Origin of the sequence: Mucilaginibacter sp. PAMC 26640 (assembly GCA_001596135.1) — a bacterium.
GTDB lineage: Bacteria > Bacteroidota > Bacteroidia > Sphingobacteriales > Sphingobacteriaceae > Mucilaginibacter.
On sequence record CP014773.1, the window covers coordinates 5465503 to 5478554 of the forward strand.

Genomic DNA, 13052 nt, shown 5'->3' on the forward strand with positions numbered 1-13052 from the left:
AAAATAGCTTATATTGAATTTATTTTAAAGAATTGTTGCTGAATGGCGTACAATACAAGGCCCGTTCTGGATTTCAAATTGAGTTTTTGAAATAATGATTCACGGTAGTTATCCACCGTGCGCGGACTGACACACATTTGTTCTGCAATTTCTTTGTAGGTGAACTCGGAGCAGCTCAGTTTTAGAAACTCTATTTCCCTGACAGAGAAATGCGGAGTGCTGTTATCTGTTGATACCGAACGGATGAGTTTGCCGGATACCAGCTCATTGATGAACACTCCTTTCTGGTGCACAATTTTTATCGCTTCCAGTAATTCTCTGGGTTTGCTTTGTTTTAGCACATACCCACAGGCACCATACCTAATCATTTTAATAACGGCGCTGTCGTCATCATACATACTGAGGGCCAATACAAAAATTCCCGGATAACTTTTCTTAAGCCACTCTGTTGTTTGATAACCATCCATTACGGGCATGTTAATATCCATCAGTATAACATCGGGTATGGAATGCTTTTTTAGCATTTGCTGCATTTCCTGCCCGTTTTCGGCTTCAAACACAATTTCTAATTCCTCAAACTTGCTTAGCAAGCTGGCTAATCCGCTTCTGAAGAGTGCGTGGTCGTCCACAATTGCAATTAAAATCATATTTGCTGAATTTGCCCGCTGTACGGTATCAGTATGTTTACAGTAGTTCCTTTAGCCGGGTGTGAAGTAAGATCCAGCTGCCCACCAGATAAATTGACTCTCTTACTCATATTGAATAGCCCCATTCCCTTCTGCGTATCGGTTAGTTTACCTGTATCGAAGCCCTCCCCGTTATCTGTTATGGCAAGGCTCAGTATACCATCCATCCTTTTAAGTTCGATAACTATCTGCGTGGCTTTTGCATGCTTTACTATATTGTTGATCGTTTCCTGAACCACCCTAAATACGATCAGATCCTTTTCAGTATTCTTCAAATTGAGCTGGTTGTTTTCATCCGTAAAAACAACACTGTACTTACCCGAACGCTCCAGCCATCGCACTTCCTGCGATATAGCCTGCGAGAGACCCAAATCAACTAATTGCGTACCCTGGATCAAACGCCCAAGCATCCGCAATTCCTTTATCGACTGGCCCGCAAGCTCAATAGCCGAATTGATCTTATCCTGCTCCTCCGGCAGGCCCTCCAGCTCAATAGAACCCAGCGTTAACGATGTAAGGCTTAATAGCTGGCCAATATTATCATGCAGGTCTGTGCCGATGGTTTGGAGTGTTTGTTCCTGCACCTCCAGCTGGGTTTTAACAAGCTCTGCCTCAAAAGTCAACTTCATAAACTCTTTTTCTTCGCCATGCTTTTTTTTTCGGGTATTATAAACAAAAATATACAACAAAACAGAGGCCGGCGCCAGCAGGAATATAAGTGTTGTTGTAACAACTAAATTTGTGATCTCTTTATCAGCCATCGCCTGCAAATAAATGAATAGGTCCAACAACCATAAAGAATAATGATGAGCATATTGTTAATGTACATTACTGCTACCTGTTTCATAGTGCGTTGTTTTTTAACTGGTGCTTTTACTGGCGCTTTGATGCCTGTTTTGGCAGACGTAGTGCTAACCGGAGTAGTTTTTACATTGTAAATTATACCCAAAGGCTTTTTTGCTGTGTCACCATGGACACTATTCACATCTGTAGACTTTACGTTAACCACACCTATGCCCCTGTATATATTAACCGCAGTGCTCCCGAAGTAAAAAAACAGTACACCGGCAACCCACCAAAAATTTGGCGCCACTTTCAAATCAGTGTAATCATCGTCCTTCAAAAGCAAATAGAAATAGTAAAGAGAATACACCGTGAATAAAATGGATTCGGCGTTGTTGGTAAGCGAATGAAAAATTAGAAGTCCATGCCGCAGACTTTCGAAAATGTAAAAGCCAGTCAACACAATTGTACCGAGAATTATAAGCATTTTACTTTTTTGGTATTGGCTAAACAGACCTTCAAATACCCAGGTTATAAAACCAATCTCAAAAATTATAAATCCATTATACAGCCATTGATTAGATTGACTGGCTTTATTCAGAAATATACCTGTAAACTCTGTGATACAGGTAATAAAAATAAACAAGCAAAACCACCGCCAAATCGGCTTACGATTATTTAATAGGCATAGTAGCGCTATTAAAAAGCAAGACAGTTCGGTAATGGTGTTTAAGGTAAAATAAGTTTGCATATATATTTATCACCTACAGTTATCAGGGCAGAGCTCACCTTTATCAAGGGCAGGGGTCAAAAAATCTACGAAATATTTTTTCTCAAATTCTTGTTTATAATTTTGAAACGGTAAGCAGCCAAAGTAATCTTCGCTAATTTTTTTGGTGTTGTTAAACTTAGTGCATGTAATTATAAAAGCGTCCCTTTCCGATTCATATTCGGAAGATTTAAGATTTCTTGCAAAGTAAACTCTCATTCCGTCAACATCCGGATCTGATACAATTGATTTGAATAATAGTAAATCGAACCATTCACCTGTAGTATTGATCGGATTTTTACCGAACGCTTCTACCATCTCTTCGGCGATATTCCGTGGTATAGAGTGTGGTATCCCCAAGCAACCGGGTCTATCAGAAACCCCGGATTTCCTATATAATAAGGCCCCGCCACAATTGCTGCTTCCTTCACATGCAGCTCCTAAAATTTGGCCGGAAGAAGTAAAAAGTGGTGCATTTTTATCGTGCTCATACCAGTCAAAATGTTGCTTCCCAGATTTGCCTCTGCAAGATAAGGCTGTACTTAAACCATTATCTATAGTGGATACCAGTATAACTGACATTTTAAGGGGGTATCCGGTGCTAGTTGGGTCACTTCCGAAATAAATGCGAACACCGTCCATTACGTCCTCCCGGTTTGGATCTAATTTCTGCTGTTCTGCAATCTCAGCCTCTAGTAGTGCAATCATATTGCTAATCATTGTTTTGCTAAACCAAAAAGTCATCTTGGTCGGTGAAGCGTCTCCATTTCCTCTGCTTTTAAAATCGTCGATCATGGCGTAGGCGTTTACTCTGTCTATGCCATTTAAACTAATTAACTGTTTATTAGCAGTTAAAAAACTTTGTTCAGAAACTAATTCTTTCATGATTGTTTGGGGTTTAGTTGTTAATAAAATTATTAAAAATATTTATCTGTTTTGTCGTTATTTTAATATAACACGCAGTTCTACAGGCATCTAACTAACCGTTTAAAAAATTAACACTATCGAAATTAAATTTACGCTTCGTTGGACGCGTCGATGTTTTTGTAAATATGCCCACATTTAAATTGCTTTTATACCGTAGTATCACGCTATCTGCTACCGTAAAAACACCCTCTTTGAGTTATCATATTTAGGAATAATAAGATAGTGTGCAATAGATTTGAACGGTGGAACAGGCTGACACAAATAATTTTGAGGCACTGGTTACAAATGCACTAATTCATTTAAACAGGTAACTTTCCTATTAATTTTTAGGTATTCTTGTGTATATATATACAACAAAAGGCCTCGATAGCATACTATCGAGGCCTTTTGTTGTAATATTAACAGTCTTGGTTATTCGCTTATTGTATCAAGATGTAGTAGATGATTTCTTCTCTGCTGTTAGTTTATTTTACCTCCGACATCAATTCATAGCTCATTCCCTTTGTGGTTACCAATGTTAAAAGATAACTCTTCCCATCGCGTACAGAGGATTTGCCGGTGCCTATTAGCTTAACTGGCCAGTTGCTGCGCAATTTACATACACCACCCTTTACCGACTTGATCATGACACTTTTTAACTGATGATTGCTCCAGCCAATATTTACTTCAAAATTGCCCATTGCTTTCAAACCCTTTACGGTGCCGCTCTCCCATTCATCGGGCAATGCCGGCAACAGGTATACATCGCCGCTTTGACTTTGCAGCAGCATTTCTGCTATGCCCGCGGTAGCACCAAAGTTACCATCGATCTGGAATGGTGGGTGGGCATCAAAAAGGTTGGCGTAGGTGCCGCCGCCACTGGCATACTTGGTCCCGTCTTCGCCGGTTAAGTGCAGCAGGTCGCGCACTAGTTTATGAGCGTGGTTACCATCCTCCAATCGGGCCCAAAAATTTATTTTCCAGGCTTTGCTCCAGCCGGTACCTTCATCACCGCGAATCTCAAGCGTTTTTCTGGCGGCAGCGGCCAGATCCGGGGTTGTGCCCGGCGAGATCTGTTCGCCGGGATAAAGCCCGTATAAATGCGAAACATGGCGGTGATGCGGATCCATCTCCTCCCAATCCTTATACCATTCTACCAGGTTTCCTTTTTTCCCGATATGGAACGGGTAAAGTTTAGCCTGCCTTGCCATAACGGTATCACGCAGTGCCTTATCCATATTCAGCATTTCTGAGGCTTTTATAAAGTGGGCGAACAGATCGCGAATAATAGACATATCCATCGTGCTGCCCAGCGCAATGGTTCCCTCCACGCCATTCTCGTCTTTAAAAGCATTTTCCGGCGAGCCGGATGGTGCGGTAACCAGGTAACCATCCTTGTCTTTGACCAGCCATCCAAGTGTAAAATCAACTGCGCCCTTCATTAAGGGGTAGGCCTTGTTCCTTAAAAAGGCTTCGTCTTTTGTAAAAAGGTAATGATCCCACAAGTGGCGGCTTAACCAATCGCCACCCATCGACCAATTTGCCCACATCGGGTCGCCGGAGCCGTCTCCTACCGGGTTAGACATCGCCCAGATATCGCTGTTATGATGCACTACCCAACCATTTAAACCGTAAAACTCTTTAGCAGTTTGCTTACCGGTTATTGCAAGTTCTGCAGTTAGGTTAAGTAATGGCTGATGCAATTCGCTCAGATTGGTAGTTTCCGCCGGCCAATAATTCATTTGTGCATTGATATTGGTTGTATAGTTAGAACTCCATGGAGGTCGCATTTCGTTATTCCAAATTCCCTGCAAATTAGCCGCAGTTCCACCCGGGCGCGAACTGGAAATAAGCAGATAGCGGCCAAACTGAAAATACAAAGCTTCAAAGCCGCCATCTTTAGCACCTTTTGTGTAAGCAAGCAGGCGTTCGTCAGTCGGCAGGTTTGTGGTGTTGCTTTTTTCTGTTTTCAACTCAAGCTTTACCCTGTTAAAGTAATGCTGAAAATCTGCCACGTGGGCGGCCATCAATTGCGCATAATTTGCTGCAGCTGCCTTGCTCAGGTACTTTTGGCTAATTTTATTTTCATCTTTACCCGCGGTTACAGGGCTTTTATCAAAACCGTTGAAGCTTGTAGCAGCCGATACCAGCAAAACTACCTCAGTGGCATTTTTGATTTGTATGCCTGCTGTATCTGTAGCAATACTACCGCCTTTGTTAATGGCTTTGGTATACCAGGCATAGCGCATTCCTTTGGTAAGTGAATCTTTGTAACTAATCGGGTTGGGAGTCTTCCCAAGATATCCGGGATCAACATGGGTTGGCGCTTTGCCCTTTACCAGCAATACATTGCCCGCACTAACTGCCTTCTGGTGTTTTAAAGGTGTATTGACAGAAATTAACATATTAAGTTTACCGGGCTTGCTTGCACTAATGCGCACCACAATTACCTGCCCCGGCGCCGAAGAGAAAACCTGGCGGGTATAGGTAACGCCGGCCACGGTAAATTTTGTAGTTGCCACGGCATTGCTTATATCAAGATCTCGGTAATAACCGGTTATAGCGGCCGATCCAAGGTCTTGTTTAATATGCAGATCTCCCAGCGGAAGATAACCTTCCGAATAGGGGCCCTGCATGTTTTTGCTAAGCTGTGCCGCATTTTTATAATCTCCGGCAAATATGGCTTCCCTTACTTTAGGCAGCCAGGAAACTGCACCAGGATTCAAATTTCCTTTAACCGGCCCGCCAGACCATAAACTGCTTTCATTCAGCTGCAGCAATTCATCCGCGGCATTTCCGAATATCATAGCACCCAAACGGCCATTACCAACTGGCAGCGCCTGTGTCCAACGCTTGGCAGGTTGGTTATACCAAAGCTTTTGAGATTGCTGGCATAATCCGCAAAAAGGGAACAACAGCATTAACGACAGGATAAAATTCTTCATAAACTGGCTATAATTTAACGGCTGAATAACCGTTACAAACACAGTTATAAACCTAATATTTTAGCGGATAGATTTCAAACAAAATCGGATTTAATTATTCCGCAACTTTATTCAATCACAATTTATGTCAGTCTATTCCCGCCGTTCTTTCATCATCAAAAGCACCGTTATTACTGCAGCTGCAAACTTTACAGGTATTTTACAACAGGCAGATGCAGCTCCAATTGATACAATTGGTAAAGAAGCCGTGATCCTGTTTCAGGGTGACTCCATTACCGATGGTAACCGCACCCGCGATAACGACTGGAACCACGTGATGGGCCATGGCTATGCGTATCTTATTTCCAGCCGGTTATGGTATGATCACCCGGAAAAGAAATTTCATTTTCTAAACCGTGGTATCAGCGGCCATAAAGTAACCGACCTCGCCGCACGCTGGCAAACCGACACCCTGGATTTAAAACCTGATGTACTGAGCATCATGGTTGGTATAAATGATGTGTTGGCCTGTTTTAACGGCAATAAATCTTTTAGCGCAGAAAACTTCGAGAACGATTATCGCGGATTACTGGCCGGTACGTTAACTGCTTTGCCAAACATCAAACTGGTGATCTGCGCCCCATTTGTAATGCAAGGTACACGCACCAATGCCGAGTATAGTAAATGGACCGCAGAAGTAGCAAAACGCAGCGCTGTTGCCAAAAAACTGGCAGGCGAATTTAATGCCGTGTTTGTAGATTTTCAAAAGCCTTTTAACGATGCGCTTGCAAAAGCACCGGTTGAATATTGGGTTTGGGATGGAGTGCACCCTATGCCCGCCGGACACGAGTTAATGGCAAGGCATTGGTTAAAGTTGGTGAATAAGCAGATAAAATTATTGTAAACATTAGGCTGTTAAAGGGTTGAAAAGTCTATTTAATTTTAATTTGTTAAACAAAACAGGCTTTTTATTTATTGAATAAAACTGATATTGGCTTATTAAAACAGAATATAGCCAATCATACATTAAATACTTTTTTATTATCATATTTGGGTATCAAAACCCAATAACCGAAAATACAATCTACACTACTATGCAGGAATTAGACCCCACCATCCTTCAGAAAGCCAACTCATGGCTGGAAGGAAATTACGATGCTGATGTAAAAGCGCAGATCCAGAAAATGATCGACGATAAAGCTTACACCGAACTAACCGATTCATTTTACCGCGATTTAGAGTTTGGTACCGGCGGCTTGCGCGGAACAATGGGCCCCGGCAGTAACCGCATCAATAAATATACCATCGGCGCGGCCACACAGGGATTGGCTAATTATCTCAAAAAAACCTACCCGGGCGAAAAAATAAAAGTAGCTATCGCGCATGATAGCCGTAATAATGCTGACCTGTTCTCGGGCATTACTGCAGATGTTTTCTCTGCAAACGATATTCACGTTTACTTTTTTAAAGCCCTGAGACCGACGCCCGAACTTTCGTTTGCGGTGCGCCATTTTGGCTGCAAAAGCGGTGTAATGCTTACCGCATCGCACAACCCTAAAGAGTATAATGGCTATAAGGCTTATGGTGATGACGGCGGCCAGTTTGTTGCCCCGCACGATAAGGCAGTTATGGATGAAGTGGCCAAAATCACAAGTGTAGACGATGTTAAATTTACCCGCGTAGCTGCTAACATCGAAGAAATTGGCGAGGAGATAGATGCGCTTTACCTGGATAAGATCACCACACTTTCAGTGTCTCCGGATGCCATCAAACGCCAAAAAGATCTGAAAATAGTTTACTCGCCTATCCACGGTACGGGTATTACCCTGGTACCACAGGCACTGGAGCGTTTTGGTTTCGAGAATGTGATTTTGGTTGATGAGCAAACCACGCCGGATGGCAATTTCCCTACCGTGGTTTATCCAAACCCTGAAGAGAAAGAAGCGCTTACCTTAGCCCTTAAAAAAGCACAGGAAACAGACGCCGACCTGGTAATGGCTACCGACCCGGATGCCGACCGTGTTGGTATTGCTGTAAAAGATACCAATGGCGAATTTATCCTTCTGAACGGTAACCAAACCGGTACGATGCTCATCAACTACCTGCTTACCGCATGGCAGGAAAAAGGCAAGCTTACCGGCAAAGAGTATATTGTAAAAACCATTGTTACTACTTACCTTTTAGATAAAATAGCTGCCGCCAAAAACGTTACCTGCTATAACACACTTACAGGCTTTAAATACATCGGCGAACTGATGACCAAATTTGAAGGGGAGCAGATCTTTATTGGTGGTGGCGAGGAAAGCTATGGATACTTAATAGGCGATTTTGTTCGCGATAAGGATGCAGTAGTATCAGCGGCATTCATTGCAGAAATGACCGCCTACTATAAAGATAAAGGCAGCAGCCTGTTCGAGGCTTTACTGGAGACTTATGTGCAATACGGCATTTACAAGGAAAAACTAATTTCTCTTACTAAAAAAGGGAAAACTGGTGCAGAGGAGATTGTGGCGATGATGGAAAAATTCCGCAATAACCCGCCTGCAGAACTTGGCGGCTCAAAAGTGATCACGCTAAAGGATTACGAGAAACGTGTTGAAACCGATCTGGTAACCAACACTTCAAAACCTATCGAATTACCAACATCCGATGTGTTACAGTTTATTACCGAAGATGGCAGCATCATCTCTGCACGCCCATCAGGTACCGAACCGAAGATCAAATTCTATTGCAGTGTAAATGGCAAACTGGCCAGCAAAGAGGCCTATGCCGAAACTGATAAAGGCCTTGACCAGAAGATCGATAAGATCATGGTTGATTTGGGTGTTTAGTCATTCCCTGCTTAAAAAAAGCCATCGATCCTTTCAAGACGATGGCTTTTTTATTGGCCAAAGCTAGCTTATTAATAGAGTCGAAAAGCAAATTGAAAATGCTACAATTATAGGAGGAATGGATCATTAGGGAGCATGCAACCGTTCAATTAGAACAGGATGTAATCAATAATTAAACTCAGAATTAAACAGGCAAAATAATTATAGTCAACAACTTTAGCATATTACAAAAGACAATGATTGTAAAAACATCTTCTTAACTTTTCCTACCTTTAAGCCCTAACCGTTAGCCTTTCATGCCCTTCAGCGAAAACAATTATGCATTTACCGTGCAACAGAGCTTGCCGGCAACTATCGCGATACTAAATCACAACACCTTTTATAAGCATACCCTTAGCCGGGTTATTACCACAAAATATTTTATAGGCCAGGTAAATGATACCGATTTCCGCATCATTGGCGCATCAGCAAAATCACCGGCTTGTATCCTCAGCGGAACACTTGACCCTATTGATGAACAAACCACCATGGTGGAAATAAAAACCAGTTTGCATAAAGCGTTTCTTAGCATGTTTGTGATATGGACGGTATTGGCAGCGGCCGCCCTGATACTCCCTGCAATCATTCATTTCAATCAGCGGCTACTCGTTTCCGGCATTGTAGGCGCAGTTGCCGGTGCCGTTGTGTTTAGGCTTGCGCTGCACTTATTTTATGTGATAGCGCGCAATAAAAGCATCCGGCATATTGAAAGTATTCTGCAATAGTTACAGGTGAATAACACCTGTAGTATTTGTATATTTAGCAAACTAAACTACTCAATGAAAGCATTTTACAGCAAAGCAATTATTTTTGCCGCATTACTTACCGGTAATAATATATATGCACAGGAAAAGATCGACACCTCCATATTTGGTAAGATCAGAAGGGCTGAAATGAACAGTTCACAAATTCCGCAAATTGCCCACTACCTTACCGATGTAGCTGGGCCAAGGCTTACCAACTCCCCGGGCTACAAGCGAGCTGCCAACTGGGCCATAGCCACCATGACCAAATGGGGTTTAACCAACGCCGCGATGGAACCATGGGGCGAATTTGGTAAACAATGGGAAATTGAAGATTTTAGTATGAGCATGCGTTCGCCATACATAGAACCGGTAAGGGCCTATGCCAGCCCCTGGAGCCCGGCTACCAATGGCCTGCAGCAGGGTGGAGTGTTTTTGGTAAGTCCCCAGCAATATGTAGATACAACCTATCTGGCCGGCCATGCGGCAGAAATGAAGGGCAAATTTATACTGGTAACGGGTGGGCCGCTTGACAACGCGGCCAGTTTTGAACCCGCATCAGCCAGGTTGGCTGATACCGCGCTGGCAAATTTGAAAGATACCTATATGGTGACTAAAAAAGATTTAGCCATGTATCCCACCTATATGGCGCTTTATAAAAAGGCCGATGCACTGTTTAAAAAGGCCGGTGCAATTGCGTTGATCAGCGCGGGCAGAAACAGCAGCAACGGAACCGTTTTCGTTCAGGGTTACTACGGCTATAAATTGACCGATCCGGAAACCTTACCGCAGGTAACCATGGCGGCAGAAGACGGACAAAAGATTAAACGCCTTGTGCAGTCCGGCCAAAAAGTTGAGTTATCGCTAAATATTAAAACCCGATTCTCTACAGACGATACAAAGGGTTACAACGTAGTGGGTGAACTGACCGGCAGTGACCCAAAACTAAAATCGCAAGTGGTTATGCTGGGCGGCCACCTGGATTCGTGGGCGGCGGCAACCGGCGCAACCGATAATGCAGCAGGTTGTATTGTAATGATGGAAGCCATACGGCTGCTGGATTCATTGGGCCTTAAACCGAAACGCACCATCCGCATTGCTTTATGGGATGGCGAGGAACAGGGCCTGTTAGGCTCATACGGTTACGTAAAAAATCACTTCATCGATGCTACTAAATTTACGCTGAAACCAGAGCAGGCAAAAGTATCCGCCTATTTCAATTTAGATAATGGCACCGGTAAAATACGGGGCATTTACGCCCAGGGGAATACCGCAGTAAAACCTTTGTTTGAAGCATGGCTGAAACCATTTAATGACTTGGGAGCCAATGTAGTCACCATGAGTAACACTGGCTCAACAGACCACCTTTCGTTCGACTGGGCAGGCATACCCGGCTTCCAGTTTGTGCAGGACCCTATAGATTATGAAACCCGTACGCACCATAGCAACCTGGACGATTACGACCACCTGCAGATAGCCGATCTCAAACAGGCCGCGATAATTGTAGCCTCTTTTGTTTACCAGGCCGCAAACCGCCAGGACATGATGCCGAGAAAACCGCAGGTTAAGGAAAGCTTCGTCTTTGACGGGTTTTAACAATTCTTCAAAATATTACAGAAAAAGCCGGGGAGATCCGGCTTTTTCTGTTTTCATTTAGCTACAACTAGTTCCAGGGCAACCGAGTTCCGCCTGATATATCCCAGCTTATCTGTAATGGATCCCCCACTAATGATTAATATTCTTCAATACTTGGTCGAAAATGAACGTTAAAACCGGTCATCGAAAAGCTATTTGTCATCTGCTTCTAACAATAAAATATTAATTGGAACAATCATTCCAAATCTCTATACATTTGCGGAACGATTATTCCAAAAACAAATCTTAAAACAAACAAAATGACAAAATTAGCAAACAAGGTAGCAGTAGTTACCGGCGCATCTAAAGGTATAGGTGCCCAAATAGCAAAAAGTTTAGCAGCAGATGGTGCTTCGGTTGTGGTAAATTATTCATCGGCCAAAGACGGTGCTGATAAAGTAGTTGCGGAAATTGTTGCCAACGGCGGCAGCGCCATTGCCATTCAGGGCGATGTTTCCAAATCAGCAGATGTAATTAATCTTTTCAATCAGGCAAAAAGCAGCTATGGCCCCGTAGATGTACTGGTGAATAATGCAGGTGTATACCAGTTCACAACATTGGCCGATGTTACCGAAGAAGAATTTCACCGCCAGTTCAATATCAATGTATTAGGCCTGCTACTGGCATCGCGCGAAGCGGTAAACAATTTTAACCCAAATGGTGGCAGCATTATCAACATTGGCTCGGCGGTAACCGCTATTACCCCTCCGGGCAGCGCTATTTACACGGCTACCAAGGCAGCTGTCGAATCGATCACACACGTATTGGCTAAAGAACTGGGCGCAAAAAACATCCGCGTAAATTCGCTTAACCCGGGCATGGTAGAAACAGAGGGCACACATACCGCTGGATTCATCGGCAGTGATTTCCACCATGAAGCAGTACGTACTACACCTCTGGGCCGTATCGGCCAGCCGGAAGATATTTCCCTGGTGGCATCCTTCCTGGCTTCTGACGATTCCCGTTGGTTAACAGGCGAAACACTGATAGCAAGTGGCGGCGTAAGATAATTCCTTTAAAGCAGGCTGCCGGGCAGCCTGCTGTTAATTTCATTTAAAATAGATAGCTTTGCTCTTTAAAGGGCAAAGCTTATCTGCTATGGCAAGAACTAAAGATTTTGATGAGGATGAGGTGCTGAAAAAAGCAATAGCACTTTTTTGGCGCAAAGGCTACAGCGCAACCTCCATGCAGGACCTGGTGGATGGGTTGGGTATCAGCCGCTCCAGTTTATATGATACCTATGGCGATAAGCACACCTTATACCTCAGAGCCCTGGAAAGCTACCAGGCCGCTGGCTCCGGCCAAATGTGTAACATCATTAGTAACGCTACATCTGCAAAAGATTCCATCAGGAAATTATTGGGGCTTGTAATTGGTCAGCTGGAGGCAGATGCTGAGCGTAAGGGTTGCTTTATGGTGAATGCTGAAGTAGAAACCGCCCCGCATGACGAACAGGTAAATTCGATGATCTGCCGGAATGACGAACAGGTAGAAAATGCTTTTTACGCCGCCATAACAAAAGGACAGGCTAACGGCGAGATCCCGGCAAATAAAGATGCACGGGCACTGGCCCGCTTTACGTTTAATACGGTAAAAGGTATCCGGGTATCAGCCAAATCAACTAACGATAAAGCATTTTTTGATGACATCATTAATGTATCGATGTCGGTATTTGATTGAGTCGTTCAAGATTTGACCAAGGTGGCGGTTGCCGCCGGCAATTTCGCTTGTTCTAG

11 protein-coding genes are annotated in these 13052 nt (G+C 43.5%); 6 read left to right on the forward strand and 5 right to left on the reverse strand.

All coding sequences use genetic code 11. From position 1 onward, the window contains the following. Positions 1-8 precede the first annotated feature (8 nt). From A0256_23840 to A0256_23860, 5 genes are all read right to left on the reverse strand, one after another. A complete protein-coding gene (locus A0256_23840) occupies positions 9-647 on the reverse strand; it encodes a DNA-binding response regulator (GenBank protein ID AMR34266.1) in 639 nt (212 codons plus the stop codon). Continuing rightward, a complete protein-coding gene (locus tag A0256_23845) occupies positions 644-1447 on the reverse strand; it encodes a hypothetical protein (protein ID AMR34267.1) in 804 nt (267 codons plus the stop codon). The genes A0256_23840 and A0256_23845 overlap by 4 nt, the downstream gene beginning before the upstream one ends. Further along, complete coding sequence (locus A0256_23850; GenBank protein ID AMR34268.1) at positions 1420-2220, reverse strand: hypothetical protein; 801 nt, start codon at positions 2218-2220, stop codon at positions 1420-1422. Before A0256_23850 ends, A0256_23845 begins: the two co-directional genes overlap by 28 nt. 9 nt (positions 2221-2229) lie before the next feature. Next, positions 2230-3123 carry a hypothetical protein gene (locus tag A0256_23855; protein AMR34269.1) on the reverse strand — a complete coding sequence of 298 codons (894 nt, stop codon included), beginning with the start codon at positions 3121-3123 and terminating at the stop codon, positions 2230-2232. A gap of 506 nt (positions 3124-3629) precedes the next feature. After that, on the reverse strand, positions 3630-6089 hold the full coding sequence (locus tag A0256_23860) for an alpha-L-fucosidase (GenBank protein AMR34663.1): 2460 nt from the start codon (positions 6087-6089) through the stop codon (positions 3630-3632). 124 nt (positions 6090-6213) lie between these two features. On the opposite strand from A0256_23860, the gene A0256_23865 reads away from it, so the two are divergent. From A0256_23865 to A0256_23890, 6 genes are all read left to right on the forward strand, one after another. Next, complete coding sequence (locus A0256_23865) at positions 6214-6972, forward strand: lysophospholipase (GenBank protein AMR34270.1); 759 nt, start codon at positions 6214-6216, stop codon at positions 6970-6972. Positions 6973-7162: 190 nt separating this feature from the next. Next, complete coding sequence (locus tag A0256_23870) at positions 7163-8899, forward strand: phosphoglucomutase (protein ID AMR34271.1); 1737 nt, start codon at positions 7163-7165, stop codon at positions 8897-8899. Positions 8900-9195: 296 nt separating this feature from the next. Beyond that, positions 9196-9663, forward strand: coding sequence for a hypothetical protein (locus A0256_23875; protein AMR34272.1), 468 nt, complete (start codon positions 9196-9198; stop codon positions 9661-9663). 54 nt (positions 9664-9717) lie between these two features. After that, on the forward strand, positions 9718-11277 hold the full coding sequence (locus tag A0256_23880; GenBank protein AMR34273.1) for a hypothetical protein: 1560 nt from the start codon (positions 9718-9720) through the stop codon (positions 11275-11277). A gap of 299 nt (positions 11278-11576) precedes the next feature. Further along, a complete protein-coding gene (locus A0256_23885) occupies positions 11577-12326 on the forward strand; it encodes an oxidoreductase (protein AMR34274.1) in 750 nt (249 codons plus the stop codon). 88 nt (positions 12327-12414) lie between these two features. Next, positions 12415-12996 (forward strand): TetR family transcriptional regulator, encoded by a 582-nt coding sequence (locus tag A0256_23890; protein AMR34275.1) that lies wholly within the window; start codon positions 12415-12417, stop codon positions 12994-12996. Positions 12997-13052 lie beyond the last annotated feature (56 nt).